This window comes from uncultured Dubosiella sp., from assembly GCF_964018005.1.
In the GTDB taxonomy this organism is placed as follows: Bacteria; Bacillota_I; Bacilli_A; order Erysipelotrichales; family Erysipelotrichaceae; genus Dubosiella; species Dubosiella muris.
Genome location: NZ_CAXHOA010000001.1, coordinates 73656 through 93922 on the forward strand (window position 1 = coordinate 73656; position 20267 = coordinate 93922).

19 protein-coding genes and 1 pseudogene are annotated in these 20267 nt (G+C 47.0%); all 20 read left to right on the forward strand.

Translation table 11 applies throughout. The features are described from left to right. Positions 1-211: 211 nt before the first annotated feature. The 20 genes and pseudogenes from ABNS49_RS00375 to ABNS49_RS00470 all read left to right on the forward strand — a co-directional run bounded on the left by ABNS49_RS00375 (position 212) and on the right by ABNS49_RS00470 (position 20257). Complete coding sequence (locus tag ABNS49_RS00375) at positions 212-1132, forward strand: hypothetical protein (RefSeq protein ID WP_135979929.1); 921 nt, start codon at positions 212-214, stop codon at positions 1130-1132. Positions 1133-1249: 117 nt separating this feature from the next. Continuing rightward, complete coding sequence (locus ABNS49_RS00380; RefSeq protein WP_135979928.1) at positions 1250-2242, forward strand: LacI family DNA-binding transcriptional regulator; 993 nt, start codon at positions 1250-1252, stop codon at positions 2240-2242. A gap of 115 nt (positions 2243-2357) precedes the next feature. After that, positions 2358-3674 (forward strand): PTS transporter subunit EIIC, encoded by a 1317-nt coding sequence (locus tag ABNS49_RS00385; RefSeq protein ID WP_135979927.1) that lies wholly within the window; start codon positions 2358-2360, stop codon positions 3672-3674. A 12-nt stretch (positions 3675-3686) separates the two neighbouring features. After that, positions 3687-4589, forward strand: a complete 903-nt coding sequence (locus ABNS49_RS00390; protein ID WP_135979926.1) for an alpha/beta hydrolase — start codon at positions 3687-3689, stop codon at positions 4587-4589. A 26-nt stretch (positions 4590-4615) separates the two neighbouring features. Next, on the forward strand, positions 4616-5425 hold the full coding sequence (locus ABNS49_RS00395) for a transketolase (RefSeq protein WP_338400916.1): 810 nt from the start codon (positions 4616-4618) through the stop codon (positions 5423-5425). Beyond that, complete coding sequence (locus ABNS49_RS00400; RefSeq protein ID WP_135979924.1) at positions 5422-6351, forward strand: transketolase C-terminal domain-containing protein; 930 nt, start codon at positions 5422-5424, stop codon at positions 6349-6351. Before ABNS49_RS00395 ends, ABNS49_RS00400 begins: the two co-directional genes overlap by 4 nt. 4 nt (positions 6352-6355) lie before the next feature. Then, a complete protein-coding gene (locus ABNS49_RS00405) occupies positions 6356-7819 on the forward strand; it encodes an FGGY family carbohydrate kinase (RefSeq protein WP_168353554.1) in 1464 nt (487 codons plus the stop codon). Further along, positions 7798-9210 (forward strand): L-fucose/L-arabinose isomerase family protein, encoded by a 1413-nt coding sequence (locus ABNS49_RS00410; protein ID WP_135979922.1) that lies wholly within the window; start codon positions 7798-7800, stop codon positions 9208-9210. The genes ABNS49_RS00405 and ABNS49_RS00410 overlap by 22 nt, the downstream gene beginning before the upstream one ends. Before the next feature lies 1 nt (position 9211). Beyond that, positions 9212-10462: a DUF4038 domain-containing protein gene (locus ABNS49_RS00415; protein WP_135979921.1), complete on the forward strand. Its 1251-nt coding sequence runs from the start codon at positions 9212-9214 to the stop codon at positions 10460-10462. 101 nt (positions 10463-10563) lie between these two features. Beyond that, positions 10564-11241 (forward strand): HAD family hydrolase, encoded by a 678-nt coding sequence (locus tag ABNS49_RS00420; RefSeq protein WP_135979920.1) that lies wholly within the window; start codon positions 10564-10566, stop codon positions 11239-11241. Positions 11242-11361: 120 nt separating this feature from the next. Continuing rightward, positions 11362-12615 carry a DNA repair protein gene (locus ABNS49_RS00425; RefSeq protein ID WP_348687634.1) on the forward strand — a complete coding sequence of 418 codons (1254 nt, stop codon included), beginning with the start codon at positions 11362-11364 and terminating at the stop codon, positions 12613-12615. Beyond that, positions 12608-12964, forward strand: a complete 357-nt coding sequence (locus ABNS49_RS00430) for a hypothetical protein (RefSeq protein WP_135979918.1) — start codon at positions 12608-12610, stop codon at positions 12962-12964. The genes ABNS49_RS00425 and ABNS49_RS00430 overlap by 8 nt, the downstream gene beginning before the upstream one ends. Before the next feature lie 23 nt (positions 12965-12987). Further along, complete coding sequence (locus ABNS49_RS00435) at positions 12988-14202, forward strand: CapA family protein (RefSeq protein WP_168353553.1); 1215 nt, start codon at positions 12988-12990, stop codon at positions 14200-14202. A gap of 782 nt (positions 14203-14984) precedes the next feature. Then, positions 14985-15134: a hypothetical protein gene (locus tag ABNS49_RS00440; protein WP_168353552.1), complete on the forward strand. Its 150-nt coding sequence runs from the start codon at positions 14985-14987 to the stop codon at positions 15132-15134. A gap of 17 nt (positions 15135-15151) precedes the next feature. Beyond that, a complete protein-coding gene (locus ABNS49_RS00445; protein ID WP_135979916.1) occupies positions 15152-15649 on the forward strand; it encodes a hypothetical protein in 498 nt (165 codons plus the stop codon). A gap of 32 nt (positions 15650-15681) precedes the next feature. Continuing rightward, positions 15682-17667 carry an AAA family ATPase gene (locus ABNS49_RS00450; protein ID WP_135979915.1) on the forward strand — a complete coding sequence of 662 codons (1986 nt, stop codon included), beginning with the start codon at positions 15682-15684 and terminating at the stop codon, positions 17665-17667. 228 nt (positions 17668-17895) lie between these two features. After that, positions 17896-18306, forward strand: a pseudogene (locus ABNS49_RS00455) (ATP-dependent Lon protease); the annotation flags it as partial. 470 nt (positions 18307-18776) lie between these two features. Continuing rightward, positions 18777-18938 carry a hypothetical protein gene (locus ABNS49_RS00460; RefSeq protein ID WP_168353551.1) on the forward strand — a complete coding sequence of 54 codons (162 nt, stop codon included), beginning with the start codon at positions 18777-18779 and terminating at the stop codon, positions 18936-18938. 15 nt (positions 18939-18953) lie between these two features. Beyond that, the gene (locus tag ABNS49_RS00465; protein ID WP_135979914.1) at positions 18954-19265 is read left to right on the forward strand and encodes a nucleoside triphosphate pyrophosphohydrolase; all 312 of its coding nucleotides are present in this window, start codon (positions 18954-18956) and stop codon (positions 19263-19265) included. A 14-nt stretch (positions 19266-19279) separates the two neighbouring features. Beyond that, entirely contained in the window at positions 19280-20257 is a 978-nt protein-coding gene (locus tag ABNS49_RS00470; protein WP_135979913.1) for an HNH endonuclease domain-containing protein, read from the forward strand. Positions 20258-20267 lie beyond the last annotated feature (10 nt).

The following is a 20267-nucleotide window of genomic DNA, read 5'->3' on the forward strand; positions in this document are numbered from 1 at the left end:
GCAGACCATGAAAGCGCGTTGACGCGCAGCTTTGAGAGCAGGGCTATGCCCGCATCTGAAAAACCACCGGCTTAGCCGGTGGATATTTATTGCTATAAAGGTTAAAACACACAAAAAAGTTTTTATCAATATAACTGATAGATTAGAAAGAAAATAAACTTTTTTAAGAAATAATGTCCCTTTTGTCCTCTCTTTGTCGTATATAATAGATATGAAAGATAAAAATAAAAAAGAACGGAAAAGCCTGCGCCGGCAGCAACGGGCGTACGACCGTATGGCGAAACAATGGCTTCGGGACACCCGGCTTTTGTCGTATTTGATCAAAGACGGCGTGCCGCCTCTGGCTTCGGACCCCATCGAAGCCATTCGCGGCTATATCGAAACCGACACCGATCAAATCCCGTACGCGTCGGGCGAGATCGCGTTTAGCTCGGGCGCCTACGTCGAGCCCGACCTGTTGTTTGGCATGAAAAAGAAATCATGGCAGGCGTACGGCAACGCGGATTTCCAAAAGGACATGCCCAAAGCGTACGATTTGGAATCACGAAAGAATTTGTATGTGGCCGCGATGGTATGTAACCAGGTGGGAAAGAAAGTGGACTACAACGCGTTGCGGCCGGTGTATTCGATGTGGGTCGTCAACGATTTCCGGATCAAAAAAAGCGAGCTGGAAATCAAAAAGGAATGGATCGAGAAAACAGAAGGTAGCCAGGTGACAAGAAACGAGCCAAAGGAGGGCATGATGAACCTGGCGACATTCAAAATCGGAAACGAGATCCGGGAAGACGACAAGGATTCACTGAAAGTGCTGCATTATTTGTTTAAGTGCGAAGAGGAAAAGAAAGCCAACGAGAAATTGAGAGCGTATGGATTCACAATGGAAGAAGACCAAAGGAGGGTGAGGAAAATGTGCAACTTGAGCCAGGGATTGATTGAAAAAGGAAGAGAGGAAGGACGAAATGAAGGACGAGCGCAAGGGCGAAAAGAAGGCGCCGTGCAAGCGTCGGTCAAAATCATTCGCGGGATTTCACAGGATTTTGGCATTCCAATCCAACAAGTATACGAAACCCAGAAAGAGAAATTATCACCAAGCGAAGCGCGCCAGGTCGGGAAGCATCTTGGCTTAATGTAAGACAAAAGGACGGAATTCATGGCAATTTTCGTCTTTTTTTATTGCATTGAAACCGGATTTATAGCTAAAATAAAGTAACTAAATATATCGCAAAAGTTTTAGTGGAGGTTTTATATCATGAAAGTGACAATCGCGCAAATCGCCAAGGCGGCCGGGGTATCGCCCGGATCGGTCAGCAACGCGCTCAACAACCGCAAAGGAGCGGTCAGCGAGAAAAAAAGAGAACATATCATTCAAGTCGCCGAAGAGCTCGGCTATTTTAAAAAAGGAAAACGAACCGGGATTATAACCTTGGTTCTTTATGACGGGGGAGAAACGATCGTGCAGTCGGAACAACCGTTTTTCTCGGCTTTGATCCGTGGCATGGAGGAAGGCTGCTATCAAAACGACTACCAGCTGCGCATCCGCAAGGTGAGCAGTCAGGACGACAAGGGAATTTTGGCGCTCGACAACATTAGCGAAAGCGACGGTCTGCTCATTATGGGAACGGAAATGCACTTCAAAGACGTGGAGAAGTTCCGTCATTTTAAAATTCCGTTTGTCATCGTGGACAACGCCTATATTATGGAAAACTGCGACTTTGTCGCCATCAACAACAAAGATGGCATGTACGAGGTGACGAAGCTGCTCATCGACCGTGGGTATCGAACGATTGGACTCATCAACTCGCTGCGCATGATCAACAATTTCAAAGAAAGGAAGCTTGGCTTTTTGCAGGCGCTTTCCGACAACGATCTGGAATTCAACGGCGACTACGAAGTGTTCGTCGAGCCGCACATCGAAGCGGGAAAGAGCGATTTTCACGCGTATTTGCGCCAGCAAAAGGAACTCGATCTGCCCTTGCCGGACGCGTTTGTCGCCATGAACGACTACATCGCCCTGGGCGCTTTGCGCGCGATGAAAGAAGAAGGATGTTTTATTCCGATCGCGGGATTCGACGACATCGAAATGGCGCGGTACAGCGAGCCGTCCTTGACGACGGTGCGCGTCAACAAAGAGGATTTGGGAAAGATCGCCGTGAAACGGCTGATTTCCAAATTCGAAAACGGGGAGCAGTCGATGAAACTTCTCGTGAACACCAGTGTGGTGGAACGGGAATCAACTAAATAAAATAGAAAAACATTTAGTTTAATTATAGATAAATTTTAGCTGAATCGCTTGTATTCAGCTTTTTTTGCGCTAAAATGAAAGCAAGAAAACGGTTACAAACCGTTAGGAGGAGATTATGGACAACAACAAAACCATTGACCGGGTCCTGGAATTCGCTGCCAAGTTTCAGGCCAACATCTATCTTGATTCCATCTCAAAAGGATTGATGGGAACACTGCCTATTACGATGATCGGCTCGATCGCGCTGCTGCTCGCCGTCCTGCCAATCGAACCTTGGACCAACTTTATCGCCAGCATCGGCGTCACGCCTTACCTGCTCGCCGCCTCCACAGTGACGACAAGCTGCCTGTCGATTTACGCCGCGTTTTTGATCGGGTACCGCCTCGCGCACCACTTGCAAGTCGACGAGATCCCGGGCGGATTGATTTCCTTATTCGCGTTCTTTATCGCCACGCCGCTGACCGAAGGTGCGCTGACGATGAGCTACATGGGCGCGCAAGGCTTGTTTACCGCTTTGATCGCCTCGCTGCTGGCGACTCGTATTTACGCCGCGCTCATGAAATGCGACGCGCTCAAAATCAAAATGCCGCCAAGCGTGCCAGGCATGATCGCTGCGACCTTCTCGACGATGATCCCAGCGATCCTGGTCGGCTTGATCTTCATCGCCATCGCTGTCATCTTCTCGTACACCCCTTGGGGATCGTTCGCGGAAATGATTTACTCGATCGTCGCCACGCCATTGATGAACGTGGGCGGAAGCATCTGGTCGCTCGTGCTGATCGTTCTGGTACAAATGATTTTGTGGTTCTTTGGAATCCACGGATCGCTCGTTGTCGGAACGGTTGTCAGCGCGGTCTACATGCCAATGGCGCTTGAAAACATGGAACTGTACGCGGCTGGAACGCCAGCAAGCGAACTGCCGCACATTTTAGGCAACACCTTCTATAGTTTGTACGCCGGGATCGGCGGCGCGGGAGGAACGCTGTCGCTGCTCATCGTCATGTTCCTGTTCGCGAAAGCGAAACAAAACAAAGAGCTGGCGAAACTGGCCGGCATCCCGGGCCTGTTCGTGATCAACGAGCCGATCGTCTTTGGCTATCCGCTCATCCTGAATCCAATCATGGCGATTCCGTTTATTTTAACGCCAATCGTGCAGCTTCTCATTCCGTACTTCGCGACCGTGATGGGACTCATTCCGCCATTGACCGGTGTGCAAGTTCCATTTGGACTGCCGGTTGTCATCAACGGCTTCATGGGAGGCGGCTGGACCGCGGCCCTGATGCAAATTATCGACATCGCTGTCGGCTGCCTCATCTGGTTCCCGTTCTTCAAGATTTCCGACGCCCAGATGTACAAAGAGGAAATGGGCGAGTCCATGGAGGAAATCGCCGAGGAATACGAGGAAAAAGCACAAAAGGTGCAGGAAGCGTAGAAAGGACTTGCCATGATCTGTAAAACGATTCCGCTCAATGAAACAGCGCACTTCGACACATACTTTTTAAACAACTCCAACGAATACAACGTAGGTAAAAAACGCCCCTTCGTCCTGGTTTTGCCAGGCGGGGCGTACGCCTTCACGTCCGACCGGGAGGCGGAGCCCATCGCGCTGCGCTTCAACTCGATCGGCTGTCACGCCGGCGTGCTCTGGTACACGACCCGCGACCTCGTACCCAACGTGCCGCGCAACGCGTTTGAAGAAGCGATGATGGCTATACGATGGGTGCGGGAACACGCAGACGAATATCTCGTCCATACCGACCAAATCATCGTGTGCGGCTTTTCGGCTGGCGGGCATCTGGCCATCGAATGCGCGACGATGTGGCACGAGGATTGGATCGCTAAAAAACTAGGGTGCGATCCCGAATGTCTCAAAGTCAATTTAGCCATACCGTGCTACGCGGCCGGCAAAGCGGAAAAAATGCCAGTCGGTGAGAGCGGGCCGCTCATGATGCGTCCGAAACAAACCGGCAACATGCGATTCTTTGGCAGCGACGATCCAACCGACGAGCAAGTCGAGGCGTACAACTGCCTCAACAAGGTCGACGAGCACACGCCACCCATGTTTATCTGGCACACATACGAGGACCAGCTTGTCGATGTGGGAAACTCGATCGAGCTGGCGTGGAATTTGAAAAAACACGACATTCCGTTTGAACTGCACATTTTTGAAAAAGGAGAGCACGGGCTGGCTTTGGCGGACCGGACGACGGCGCGCAAGGATTCGCACAAAAATCCGCACGTGTACCACTGGTTCGAACTGTGCGAGGAATGGCTGTCCAACTATATCGACGTCGCCGAAGGCATGTACGGCGAGCTGCCGTTCAATCCCGATTTTATGAAAGATTGATTTAGAGCAAAGGAGAATATATGGAAATGAGGGAACTGATTCAAAGCGGAAACGCACTGCGTCAGGACATCGTCACGATGTGTTACGCGTCCAAAGCCGGTCATGTCGGCGGCTCGCTGTCTTCCATCGACATCTTGAACACGCTGTACAACGTGGAAATGAACCACCGGCCCGACGAACCGGACTGGCCGGAGCGCGACCGTTTCGTCTTAAGCAAAGGCCACGTTGCCGAGTCGTTGTTCGCCGTACTCGCGCAGCAAGGCTATTTGGAAAAAGAGGAGCTCGCCACGTTTTCGCAATTTGGCTCCCGCCTCATCGGGCATCCCAACAATAAAATCGACGGCATCGAAATGAACACGGGCGCCCTGGGACACGGGGTGTGCGTTGCCGTCGGCATGGCGATCGCCGGCAAAATGGACGACAAAGACTGGCGCGTGTACTGCCTGATGGGCGACGGGGAGCAAGCCGAAGGCAGCGTGTGGGAAGCGGCCATGGCAGCCGCTCATTACGGACTCGACAACCTGTGTCTCATTCTCGACCGCAACGGTTTGCAGATTTCCGGCACGACCGAGGACGTCATGGCGCTCAAAGACATCCACTTAAAATACGAGGCGTTTGGATTCAACGTGGTTGAAATCGACGGCAACGACTACGACGATTTGATCAGCGCGTTTACGATCGCCCGCCATACGAAAGGAAAGCCGACCTTGATTTTGGCCAACACGACCAAAGGCAAAGGCGTGTCGTTTATGGAAAACATCGCGTCGTGGCATCACGGGGTGCTTGGCGAAGCCCAATACGAGCAGGCAATCAAGGAACTGGAGGAAGCGGTATGAAAAAAGCGAACCGCGTCGCCATTTGCGACGCCTTGATGGAAAAAGCGAAAACGGACAAAGACATCGTTATCATCGTTTCGGATTCGAGAGGATCCGCCTCGCTGACGCCGTTTGCCAACGCGTATCCCGAACGCACGGTGGAAGTCGGCATCGCCGAGCAGGATCTGGTCGGTATCGCAGCCGGTCTGGGCAGCGCGGGAAAGAAGCCGTTTGCCGCTTCGCCCGCCAGCTTTTTGACGATGCGCGCCATCGAGCAAATCAAAGTCGACGTCGCGTACTCCAACATCAACGTCAAACTCATTGGGATCAGCGCGGGCGTCAGCTACGGGGCGCTGGGCATGTCCCATCACTCGCTGCAGGACCTGGCGGTGCTGTCGGCCATTCCGAACATGCGCGTGCTCGTTCCCGCCGACTTTCATGAAACGAAAAAGATGATGGAAGCAATCATGGACGATTCCATCCCTACGTATATCCGGGTCGGCCGCAATCCGGTCGAGGAAGTGCACGAAAACGACGACTTCGATCTGGAAATCGGCAAAGCGATCGAGCTGCGTTGCGGCAGCGACCTGACGATCATCGCGACGGGCGAAATGGTCAGGACGGCATGCGACACCGCCGACTTGCTGAAGAAGGAAGGCGTTGAGGCGCGGGTGCTTGATATGCATACGATCAAACCGCTCGACGAAGAGGCGATCGTTTCGGCCGCCAAAGAAACAGGAAAGATCATCACGCTCGAAGAACACAACGTCACGAACGGGTTGGGCGCCATGGTGGCGAAGGTCGTGTGCGAATACGCGCCATGTAAAGTGAAGGCGCTCGGACTGCCGGACGAGTCGCTCATTACAGGCGAGAGCGCGCAGCTGTTCGCATACTATGGACTCGTGCCGGAAGCCATCGCGGCCCAGGCGCGTGCCCTGCTGGAGTAAGCCGATGAAGCGGGTCACGATTGCGGTGGATCAAAGCACGACGACAACCAAAGTGTATTTGATCGACGAGACAGGGGGCCTTGTGGATGAATCCAGCAAGGCGCATCGCAAATACTATCCGCAGCCGGGTTGGGTGGAACACGATCCCGTCGAGATATGGGACAACGTCAAGACGTGTGTCCGGGATTTGATGGACCGGCATCGAAACGAGGTGGCGGTCGACTCGATTTGCCTTACGAACCAGCGGGAAACGGTCGTCGCCTGGGATCGCGAAGGAATGCCTTTCTACCGCGCGATCGTGTGGCAATGCGCGCGTTCCAACGCGCTGTGCAAGGCGATGATTCGCCAGGGCCACGAGCCGATGGTTGTCGCGAAGACGGGATTGAAAATCGACCCGTACTTTTCGGCGACGAAAATGAAGTGGATTGTTGACCATGTGGATTGCGATACGGATTGTCTTCATTTTGGCACGATGGACAGCTGGCTTCTTTACAAACTGACAAAAGGCGCAATCCACGCAACCGACCATACGAACGCTTCGAGAACATTGCTGTACAATGTAAGCACGAACGCATGGGACGACGAGCTGTGCGCGCTGTTTGGGATCGACCGGCAATGGCTGCCGGAAATCCGATGCTCGGATGAAGTGTTCGGCATGAGCGATGTGGATGGCATTCTCGCCGATCCGGTGCCGATTCGCGGGGTGATGGGCGATAGCCAGGCGGCGTTTTTCGCCCAGCGCTGCACGAATGAATACGATATGAAAATGACATTGGGGACGGGCAGCTCGATCATGATGAACGTGTCCACGCTTCAGCCGCAAATCAACGGACTGGTAAACGTGTTGGCCTATTGTTTAAAAGACGAGCGCGCCTATGGCGTGGAGGGGATTGTCAACTGCAACGGCGAGAGTTTGAACTGGGCTTGTGAGGATATGGACTGGTTTGAAAGCTATGGCGAGCTGGACGACGCGCTGTTTGAACGAAAGACAGAAGTGCTGTTTGTTCCCGCGCTGACAGGTCTTTCCATCCCGTACTGGAACCCGATGGCGAAAGGGATGTTTGTCGGCGTCGACCGCCAAAGCGAGCCACGTGATTTTTTGCTGGGCGTGATTCGCGGCGTCGTGTGCCAGCTTTGCGACGCGCTGGCCTGCTTCGAGCCAACGAGCAAGCCGATCCATGTCGATGGCGGGTTGTCGAAAAACCCGCACATCATGCAGCTGCTGGCCGATTTATCGGGTCGGATAATCGAGGTCAGCCATCATCCGGACTTGTCGGCGATGGGCGCATGGCTGGCTAGTTCGAAAAAGAAGGATTTTGCGCGGGAAACGATCGTTTTCGAGCCGAAGATGGCGCTGCCGGTTCGGGAAGCGTGGCTGGCGCGCTATCATCGGGCGATTGATTGCGCGCTCATGATGGCGAACGTGAAGAAAGGAGAAAGGGAACCATGGAACGAAAATACGATTTAAAACTAGGCGTCGTCGGCACGAGAAGGGATATTTTCAGCAAGGAAGACGCTTTGAAATACAACGGGATGATTTTGGAACGGCTGAACGAACTGGAAGTCGATTTTGTCGACATTATCCATATCAACGAGGAAGGGCTGCTGTTTGACGAAAAGGACGTCGACGCGATCGTCGATTTTTTGAAACACGAAAAAGTGGATGCGCTCTTTTTTCCGCACTGCAACTTTGGCACGGAAGATTTGGTCGCTAAAGTCGCGAAAGCGGTAGGCAAGCCGGTTCTTTTGTGGGGACCGAAAGACGAGGCGCCGCTGGCCAATGGAGCGCGTTTGCGGGATTCGCAATGCGGGCTGTTCGCGACCGGGAAGATCTTGCGCCGGTTCAAGGTTCCGTTTTCCTATATGAATATGTGTCGTCTGGACGATCCGTATTTCGCGTGGCGTCTGGACAACTTTTTGCGGGCCGCGCAAGTCGTCAAGGAACTCGACGGCATGACCATTTTACAAATCGGAACGCGGCCGGCCGGCTTCTGGACGGTCATGGTCAACGAAGGAGAGCTGATCGAGCGTTTCAATGTGCGGGTCCATCCGGTGTCGCTGCCGGAACTGAAAGAGGAAATGGAGCAGGTGGGCGAAGCGGAAATCGACGCGGTCGCGCAGACGATGCGCGAAACGATGCACATCGACGTGCCGGAAACGGCGGTTCGTTCCACGGCGGCGCTGAAATGCGCGATGAAGCGGCTCATGGACCGGTTTGGCTGCAAGGCGGCGGCCATCCAGTGCTGGAACGCGCTGCAAGGGCATATCGGCTTGTTTCCTTGCGTAGCCAACTCGCTGCTCAACGACGAGGGCTATCCGGTCGTTTGCGAGACGGATATCCACGGGGCGATCACGTCGCTGATCGTGCAGGCGGCCACACGGGGAGAGCAAGTGCCGTTTTTCGCGGACTGGACGGTGCCGCATCCGACCAACGAAAACGGGGAGTTGCTCCAGCATTGCGGGCCGTGGCCGGCTTCGCTTATGAAGGAGAAGCCGAGATTTGGCGCGCCGTTCGCGTTTAACTATTCCCATCCGGGGGCGCTGCATGGCGAGATTCGAGGCGGCGACATGAGCATTGTCCGCTTTGATGGCGACAACGGGGAGTACCGCTTGCTGATGGGGCACGCCAAAGGTATCGACGGACCGAAAAACCAGGGCACATACGTTTGGATCGAGGTGGAAAATTTGAAAAAACTCGAAGCGAAGATCGTGGAAGGCCCGTATATCCACCATTGCGTGGGCGTGCATGCCGACGTGCTGCCGGTGCTGCACGAAGCGCTGAAATTCATTCCGGATTTGAAATCGGATTATTACGATACGCAAGACGCGGCGATGGATGCCGTATTGAGAGGAGAGTAAGATGCTGAAAGCGACAAAGACCAATCTTTTAAAAGATGGAAAGCCGTTCTTCTACTTGGCGGACACGTGCTGGTCGGCGTTTACGAACATTACCGACGAGGACTGGATCTATTATTTGCGAAAGCGAAAGGAGCAAGGGTTCAACGCGCTGCAAATCAATATTTTGCCGCAGTGGGACGCCTCGCCGACTTCTCTTCGGTATGATCCGTTTTTGGAAGTGGATGGCAAGTGGGACTACTTTCATTTGAACGACGCGTATTTCGACCATGCGGCCAAGTTGTGCGCCGTCGCGAAGGAATACGGGTTTGAACTGGCGCTTGTCGTCTTGTGGTGCAACTATGTGCCCGACACGTGGGCGAGCAAATTTTACGCCAAAGGGACGATGCCGTTTGAGGCGATCGAGTCCTATGTCGACAAAGTGCATGAAACGTTTACGAAGTTCGATCCGATTTACGTGATTAGCGGGGATACAGATTTCAACACGCCGCTTTGCGAATCGTATTATGTCGAGGCGGCGAACCGTTTGCGGCAGCTCGCGCCGGATTGTCTGTATACGACGCATATCAAAGGCCGCTACACGTACATTCCGAAAGAACTGGAGCAAAATCTGGATCTTCTGTGGTATCAAAGCGGCCACAACCACAACGACTTGGCGATGCCGTACAAGCTCGCTTTGGAGATGATGGAAAAATATCCGGGCAAGCCGCTGATCAACAGCGAGCCTTGTTATGAGGAGATGGGCTTTTCGGGCGGCAAAAGCGGACGCTGGCACCGGGAGGATATTGTCCGGGCGGCGTGGGAAAGCGTGCTTTCGGGCGCCGGAGCCGGCATCACGTACGGAGCGGCCGGAATATACAGCTGGCATTTGGCAGGAACGACGTTTGGCTCCTCGATTGGCGAGGGATTCGCCACGCCAAAGCCATGGCAGGAGGCGATTCATTTCCAGGGGGCCTGGGACTATGGCTATATGGCGTATTTGATCGGTTTGTACGATTTGTACGACTTGGTGCCGGATGAGACGCTACTAGCCAAGGAAAACGAGCGGGTCCGGGTGGCGAAAACGAGCAATGGCTACGCGTTGTATGTTCCATACAATATCGCGTTGAAGACGACGATTTCGCTAAAAGGGTACAAAGAAACGATCGTCGACTTGGAAACGCGCTATATTTCGATCAACGAATTTACTGAGGATACGGATACGCTTCCGATGCATCCGTTCCATCGCGACGTGCTCGTGATTTTGGAGCGTTGACTGGTTTTGTGAATTTACTTTCTTTTTCTCTTGACCGAAGTTTTGCAGAGCTTCGGTTTTTTAATGGTAAAATGAAATCAGGAGAAATACGGGAGTGGATTATGAAGAAAATTTTGACTTTTGATTGCTATGGAACGCTGTTGGATCCGTCCCCTTTGTATGGTTTGATTGGCCAGATCGCGAAAGAACAGGGGTTGTCTAGCGAAAAGGCGATCCATATTTTTTCAAGCTACGAGGATCGGCTCATGTATGGGGAATCTTTTATGAAGTATGACGAATTGCTTTTGCAGGCTCTTACGTATTGCGATATGGAAATGAATTGCGATGGGTTTGCTTCGCAATATGAGCGGGTGATTCTGGTTCATAAAACGTTTCAACCGTTCCCGGATGTGCTGGCTGCCCTTCGCGTCCTCAAAGAAATGGGGTATGAACTCGTTCTTTTGTCGAATACGACGCACCAGATGATGCGTTGGTATGTGGAAGCGCTGGAACATTGGTTTGATGACTGGCTGGTGGCGGAAAATACAAAGTGCTACAAGCCGGATTTGCGCTTTTTTCAAATGGCCGAACAAAAATTTGATTTGAGGACCAGGGAGCATTTTCATATCGCCAAAGGGTATTGGTGGGATATCGTGCCGGCAAGCAAGCTTGGCTGGCGGAAGATATGGGTCAATCGGGCTCATTTAAAAAAGGGAAGGGAAATGGAACAATCGTATTGGATGGTATCGAGCGTATTGGAAGTGCCGCCGATTTTGGAGGCGAACAAGACAATTCGGTGAAATCGAAAGGGTTGAAAAATACAGGAAGGCTTTGAATCGCCTTCTTTTTATGATTATTTCTGTATTTATATTTATAAAATCCATATTTTTTGATAATATAAAGAAAAGGATCGTGGAAATATGGATAAAGTGTATTTATGTATCGACTTAAAATCGTTTTACGCTTCGGTGGAGTGCGCGGCCCGGGGCTGGGATCCGTTTGCGGTCAACCTGGTCGTGGCGGACGCCTCCAGAGGCCCTGGCGCGATTACGCTGGCGGCCACGCCGGCCATCAAGCGCTTTGGCGTGAAAAGCCGGGGCAGGCTGTTTGAGATTCCGAAGACGGTGCCGTATATCGCGGTCAGACCGCGGATGAAGCGCTACATGGAGTATTCGGCAAGAATTTACAAAATCTTGTTAAAGTATGTTTCCAGCGACGATGTCCATGTGTATTCGATTGACGAGGCGTTTGTGGATGTGACATCGTACCAGCGAATGTATCGAAAGAACGCCAAACAAATCGCGCAAATGATGATTGCGGATATTTACGCGTCGACACGAATCGTCGCGACGTGCGGGATTGGCACGAATTTGTTTTTGGCGAAAGTCGCGCTGGATATCATGGCGAAACACGATCCCGAAGGAATCGGTGTTTTGGATCGGCGGCGGTTTTGCGAGGCGTTGTGGCATCATCGGCCTTTGACGGATTTTTGGATGATTGGCCGGGGCATTGCCAGACGGCTGGAACAGCATGGAATTTACGATTTGTATGGCGTGACGCGGTGCGATCCTGAAATTTTATATAAGGAATTTGGCGTCAACGCGGAATATTTGATCGACCACGCGTGGGGACGCGAACCAGTGGAGATCGCGGATATCAAGCGATATGTCCCCCGTTCGCATAGTCTTTCCGCGTCGCAAATTTTATTCGAGGAATACAACGCGGAAGACGCGTTGACGGTTGTTAAGGAAATGGTGGATGACAATGTTTTGAAGCTGACGGAACGGCATTTGGTGACGGGGCATCTTTCTTTAGGTATTGGCTATGCGAAAGGGGCCGGCTCTTCCTCCCATGGCAGTCAAACGCTGGCTGTTTTGACTAGCTCCTACCGCGTGCTGCGGGAGCAATGCGTCGGTTTGTTTTGGCGAATCGTAAAAAAGGATCGTCCTATTCGCCGGTTATGGCTTTCGTTTGGACATCTTTGCGAGGAAGAAATGGAGCAATGGGATTTGTTCACGGATGTGGACGCGTTGGAAAAGGAGAAAAAAATGCAGGAAGTTCTTGTGGAGATCAAACAGAAATATGGTCGCAACGCGATATGGCGGGGAACGGACGCATTGGAAAAAGCGACAGCGAAAACGCGAAACACGCTCATTGGAGGCCATCATGAATAAGGGCAACCGCGCGGCCCGGGCGCAGCTCTTTCAGTCGTTTGACGCGCTGGCTGGCTTCCGGGATTTGCTGGCGCAGCAGGAAAAAGTGATCGTGCCCCCGCGCGTTCTTTCGGAGGATGAGCGGGAGCAGCTGGATGTGACGCTGGCGCAAGTGCGGGTTGGCGATGTACTGCGGGTCGTGTTTCAAAGCGAGGATGTGTTTGTGGAAGTGACAGGGATGGTGTCGCGTTTTTGCCTGGAAGAACGTCGTATTGATATCGTGAAACGGAAAATCGACTTGCTGAAGGTGGTGGAGATGGAGATTGTGGAAAAGTCGAGGATTGAAAACGAAACGGAACCGATCTTATAATGGATAAGGAAAGGTTTTTATCCATGAAGAGAAAAAGAAAAATACACAAAGGAAGAATCGCGCTGGTTGCGGGGGTTGCGCTCGCGTTGACGGGCGGGATCGTTTGGGGAGTCCACGCGTTTGTTTCTTCCCGTTTGACAACGGCGAAGAACGAGGATGTGGTCGAGCAAAAAGAAGAACCGGCGGATACGGCGCGGATCACGGTGACGGGGGATTTGCTGCTGGAGGATGGCTTCGTGAACGCGTTTGGCAATGGAGGCTGGGGCGACTATATGGCGGATCTTTCGCCGTATTTTGCCAACGACGACTGGACGCTGGCGAATCTGGAAGTGCCAATCGCGGGAGAGGCGCTTGGTTTGGCGGGCGCGGATTATTGTTTTAACGCGCCGGCAGAGACGGCAAAAAACATGAAGGACAATTCGATTGAATACGTGACGCTGGCCAACAACCACGCGATGGATCGCAGCGTGGAAGGATTGGAGAAGACGATTCAAAATCTGGACGCGCAGTCCATTGGCCATACGGGGGCGTTTTTGTCACCGGAAGAGCGGGACGCTGTATCGTTCGCGGATGTGAACGGGATCCGGATCGGTGTCGTTTCGTGGACATACGCGACGAACCAGCCGGCGGATACGGACTGGCGGGTCAATATTTTCTGGGACGCGTACAGCGACAGGATCGCGGTGTTGATGGACGATATCGCCAAAGCGAAGGCGCAAAGCGATTGCGTCATTGTGTGCATGCATTGGGGCACGGAGTTTACGTATGAATTGAACGAGGCGCAGACCGTGCTTTCGCAGCAGATCGCGGACGCGGGAGCCGATGTGATCGTGGGCAACCATCCACACACGATTCAGTCGGCGACCTGGTTGACGGGGGCCAATGGTAACAAGACGTTGTGCTTTTATTCGCTGGGTAATTTGATTTCTTCGGCGTATTTGGTGGACCGGGCCGACGAGACGTTTCAGGATATGTACGAAGTGGGCGCGATTGCGCAGTTTACGTTGAAGAAGACGGGTGAAAAACAGGTGGAAGTGCTGGATCCGCAAATCATTCCGATCGTGAATCATTTTGAGGGGGAGTACACGAACTTTCACATTTATCCGTTGAAAGACTATACGGAACAGCTGGCGCAGGCGCATTCGCAGCGGCAGTATTCGACGTTGTTTACAAAACAGTGGCTTGATGAGCAGGTGAATGGCGTGTTTGCTGATTCGGGAATTTCAATTGTGGAATAAGAAGATGAAAACAAAATTATTGATAAGAGGCTTAGTTCGTTTTGTAGCTGGAGTGCTTCTAGTAATAGGATTTTGATTTGGATGTGCCAGAACATCCGGTTATTGTAATGGTTAACTATTTATAGGGGTTTTGTTTATCTCAATGTTTATTGCAGGATTTGTTATAATAGTTAAAAATCCCATGTTACTTGCTAAACGGCTGAAGGTAAAAGAAGAAAAATTGGAACAAAGAACAACGATCGTATTGAGTGGAGTCATGTTTGTGGCTGGCTTTACGATTGCCGGGTTGAATGTGCGTTATCAATGGTTGATTTTGCCAAACTGGGTAATTTGATTTGGAACCCTCTTTTTCTTTGGATTGTATCTTTTGATGCGGAAGTATTAAGAGAGAATATATATTTATCCCCCATCATTGAAGGTCAAAAAAATCAAAAAGTCATTGATGCCGGGTTATATGGGATTGTTCGACATCCGATGTATATGATAACCGTGTTCTTGTTCTTATCAATGCTATTAGTCCTCGGTTCTTCATATTCATTTCTGATTTTTTTGACCTATCCTCTCATTCTGGTGAAGCGAATCGAGAATAAAACGAAGATATTATAAAAAATATCAGATGGATATAAAGAGTACGAGCGGAAAGTAAAATACCATTTGATTCCGTTTGTGTGTTGATGTTATGAGTTTATTTAAAAGGAAAACAAGGGGACCTTATTCTAATCGAAGATACAGATGCGGGCTTACCGAAAGACCGACATGTTGACGGAGTAACGGAATGGAAGATGATTTTAGTCAGTGCTTCAAATAATAGCATTTTTGGTGATCTCGATTATTTTAAAGCACTAGAGAAATTAAAACCAATTGAAGAAAAGGATAAGCAAATCCTAGTAAAAGGCTTGTCATTAAAAGAGTTGGAGTATTTTGATAAATAAGAAGGAGAAAGAAAAAAATGGATGATTTATATGCTCAACATATAGCTGAATTAGGCGTAGAACTTGGAAAAATGGCTGTAAAAGGGACTGCTTCGGCTGTAAGAAAAAGAGTTAAAGTAATAAAAAACGAAAAAAATATTGAAGATATTCGTAATGCATATGATGAAATAATCAGCGAATTACTTACCGAGAGAGAAGAAGCAGTACATATTGCACAAGAGTATAGATCGGAAGTAGAGAGAATTAATATTAGTGAAGAAGATATAAAACATTTACAGGCTACAATTACGAAAGCATTAGATATTTTTAAAAAATTTGGAGAATTTGATGAAAATGATCAACTTAATAGTTTTGAACAAATTAAAGAGTTGATAACTGTCGATACTCTTAAAACAATGCAATTGCTTGGATTTAATTATAAAGCAGCTATTGGCGAACCGTTAACAGAGATTTGCGCTCAAGCTATTCGCAATCTGGGACCAAAAGGAAATAAAAATAAATCAATCAAAAAATGATAGATTATAAAAGTGATACATAGGTGAAGAAAATGGAAGATAAAAAACAGCAATTAAATAAAATCCAATACTATTGGGAGGCGTATAAGAAGTATTTGAACGATAATTATGATATTTTAAAAGGATTTTATTTAGACACTTTCAAATTGAGAACGACGGATAATGTAAATGGGAAGCCAGTAATTTATTCCGAAGATAGATTTGATGAACTCTATAAAAATGATTGTGGTTATGTAAATAGACAAATCGAGTTCTTAAATTCTTTAATTAATTTAGATATTGTAAAAGAAAATATGTTGAGCAAACATATGAATAATTTGATAGATGAATGTATATTACTGTATAATCAATATTTACAATCAGATTATATGCAAAATGAAAATAATCTTCTATCATCTAATGATTCAGAACTGTTAGTATTTGGAAATCAATATATATTTTACGAGTTATTATATTACGAGGATTTATCTAAAATCTTTGCAAGTATAATTTTGTTACAAGATTTTTCGAAATATAAGAATGATATTGTTTTAATCGGCGGTAACGGAAGTGGAAAGACAAGTTTGGCAAATGCTTTAAAAGGTGAAGATAAGCAATATATCTCGGTTATTCCAGCACAAAAAAATTTATTCTTTTCATTGAATGATTCAAATGTGTTGACTACAAGAATGTTAGATTTAGAGAAAATGTTGCTAGAAAATAATATTAACAAAAGCAAAACGTTTAATGATTATGAGTATTTCTGTTTTCAAAATAATCAGTTTACTAAATTAATTATAGCTATGGGAGCAAATCATGTTTCATATTTAACGGAATGTCATGATAAAGGAATTAAATCTGAGAATGATAAAACTGTCTTTGATAAAACAAGAAGGATTTTTAATACACTTTTTCCTAATATTCAATTGAAATATAATCCAGAGTCCTTCCAACATTTATTTTGTGAAAAAGGAGATAAACATTACCATGTGAATGGACTTTCTGAAGGAGAAAAGTCAGTTTTATATTATATCATGAGTGTTCTAATGGCTAAAAAAGATAGCTTTATTGTTGTAGATGAACCTGAAACATATTTAAATCCTTCTTTAACGAATACTTTATGGGATTTGTTATTAGAAGAAAGGAAGGATTGCCAGTTTATTTTTATTACTCATTCAATTGACTTTGTTCTTGGAAGAAATGGAATTCAAATTGCTTGGATCAAAGAGTTCGAATACCCTAATAAATGGGAATTTGATTTTTTAGATAATAACTTTGAACTTCCTCAAACATTAATGACAGAGATATTGGGTAGCAATAAACCAATCGTGTTTTGCGAAGGAGATGATAAATCAAGCTTAGATTATTATATCTACCGAGCTATTTTGGGAGAAAAATATACTATTATTCCAGTGGGAGGACATCATGAAGTTGTGAGATATCGAAGCGTTTTATCTAAAATGACATGGTTAAATGCTGAAGCGTATGGAATAATTGATGGAGATAATCATTCGAAGGGATATATAGAGAATGCCCAAAGTAATAATATAGTAGTTATTCCGGTTAATGAAATTGAAATGCTATTACTAGACGATAGCGTTTTAAATGGTGTGCTGAAGATATTTTTTCCGCAAGACTATAGCGATAGGATAAAAGAATTTAAAAATAAGTTTTTCTCTATTGTAGAAAAAAAAATAGAAAGAATAGCATTAACGAGTACCAAAACTGCAATTGATGAGAAATTAGCCACTCAAAAAATAGAAGAAGATAGTTCTTTAGAAAGGATGAAATCCAATTTGCAGGAGATTACAAATTTTAATATAGAGGGTGTATATGAATCTAAGATATTAGAAATTAAAGAAATCATTCAAGAAAGGGATTATGAGAAACTATTGTTGATTTGTAATTTGAAAAAAGAAATATCAAAAGGACTTGCGAATAAGGAACTTGATAATGATTATATAGAAAAAGCGAAACAACAAATCTTGACGAATGCATCTTTGAAGCTAACATTGAGGAATAAATATTTAAATTTTTAACTTTCTATTCATAAGAAAAGGATTTCACGAAGCCTTTTCTTATCACGAGAGTAATTTGATGCTTTAAATAAATTATTTGTTATATGTATTAGTTTAACCGAGTCGAACAGTATATACTTACTCCGGTTCATCACCAAACATGTTGAAGGTAGAATTGAGGATGATTGTTTTCAATGATTAAGAAACGTCCGACAAGGTCATACCTTTGATTCAAAAGCGAAAGAAGCGGTAAATACAGCCTATAACTATTTAAAAGCGAACGTCAGCACAATGAGCCGTTCCTTGTCCATGGCCAACAATGATTTTGTTTTGAATGTGCAAGACTTGCAAGGCATTGGGATGACGGATACGTTGTCGTTATCGGCGACGATTTCCTTAGTGTCGATTGGCTTAAGAAAATCAGTCATCAGCGGTACTGCTGTTCTTGGCGATATTTCGATTGCCGGAACCCTCCATAAAGTGGATGAGCTCGCGCATACGTTGCAGTTGTGTTTGGATTGCGGAGCCAAAAAAGTGTTGCTTCCCATCGTATCGGCTGCGGATCTGGCGTCAGTACCGGCAGAACTGATTGGTCATTTTCAATTAATTTTTTATACGGATCCGAAGGACGCGGTATTCAAAGCGTTAGGTGTAGAGTAATTGGAATAAAAGTGGTAGAAATTTTCTTTCTTTAAAACCGGAGAAGAAAGATGGATGCCACTTTTTTTACGCGATTTTCCCCTAGAAAAGTGTGAAATATGGTTAGACTTTCCCCTAGAAAAATGTAAATCAGCTTTAAATAAAAGGGAATTATTTGTGTATGATAGTTTGCTGCGATTGACGGTGTAAAAGGTGTATGATCAACACCTCTCTTTCCTGTAGTTGGAAAGTAATTTTTATTTATGATGGACTACAACATTTAGATCCAAGATATAGCGGGTACTTGATCATTAGGCCAATCAAGATAATTCATCATCAATTATTCTTTAAAGCGCTTACAAACCCTGCTATAATATTTAAAAAAAGTAATACAAAAATTACGATATTTTGTTTCACAATAAGCAATGATGTTCGCAAGAGGATGATTGTTGCTTATTATTTTTTTATAAAGAGAGAAATAGGATGTGAAAATGAAGAAAACGATGGCTCAGAAAAACAAAAATAAATATCAGCAGGGAATGAAGAAAATGTGGAAGTTTCCATCCATTCATCAATCTATGGAAGTTGAAATAGAATCTCTTGGGCAATATGAGGCAATCGTGCAAAGAGACATTATTCTACAGGATAATTGATCGAGGATAAACAAGATGAAAATCGTTTATAACAAGCTGGTGCGTGACCGGATTCCGGAAATGATCACGAAAGATGGAAAAACTTGCCAGATATGCAGTCTGGATGAAACGGCATATCGAAAAACGCTCAAGCAAAAACTGTTAGAGGAAGTGAATGAGCTCAGGGATGCACCTTCAAAAGAAGCGATGATTTTGGAAATGGCCGATGTGCTCGAGGTGTTGGAAGCGTTGCAGAAAAGCTACGGATTGGATTTAAATGAGATCTTGTCAACCAAAAGACAAAATCGAATGGAAAGTTTGAAAAGAAGATCTTTTTGGAATATGTGATCGAGGAGTAAACGATGACCGATTATATCAATTTGTGGCTGGACATTATCGAGAACATGAACAACGAGAACACGTACAAGCTGGCTTGGGGACGCGCATTGATCGAGATCATTTATGAATCGAAAGATGAAAACCATGATCTGGTAATTCCATTTGTTCAAATTGCCGAGAAGATGCTCAAATACTATTGGAATCAGACATATTTTTTCAATTTAAAGCAAAGTCCAAATCCAAACAAAAGGCCGATCCTTGTGCAGGAAACGGAAAAATGCATCGAGTTTGTGAAGGATTTGCGACGTTCGAATATTCCAGTATGGTTTGACCGGGCGCAGCAGGACTTAATGTCGAATCCTGCTTTTTACGCGGAACGCATTTCACAAATCGCGAAAACATTGAAGGTGGATGTGTGCTGGCGGTTTAAAAACACGAAAAAGGATGGAAAGACTGTCGAGAACGAGATTTACAAACTCGACCGGTCAAACATGCATGTCATGTTTACTCGAAAGCAGGTGAAAGAAATCAAAGAATACGCGTTCATTTTGTCACAGCTTTTAAACTACAAGTGGGCCCAGTTGCTTGAAAAGTTCAATAGCGCGCCCAAAATCGCGTTAAAGGTAAAAGGAATTTCGGATGCCAAAATACGACGAAACAATCTCTCGAAGTTCAAGCACATTTTGTTGACGCAAACGGAAGACGGAAACATCATTGACCTCTATACCGGAAAAGTTCTTGAAGCCAATGACATTTCCATTGACCATGTCATACCGTGGTCCTTCATGTATAGTGATGACATTTGGAATTTGGTCATTACATCAAAATCGGTCAACTCTTCCAAAAGCAATTCCGTCCCTTCCGAGGAAGTCATTCGAAGACTGGAAGAAAGAAACAAGGGGCTCGTAGAAATCGTAAAGGATCCAAAATATCATGAGAAGTTACAGGTGGCGATGGACAATAACTATGTACAGAAGTTTTATGTGGCATTGAGGTTGTAAGAAGGTTTTT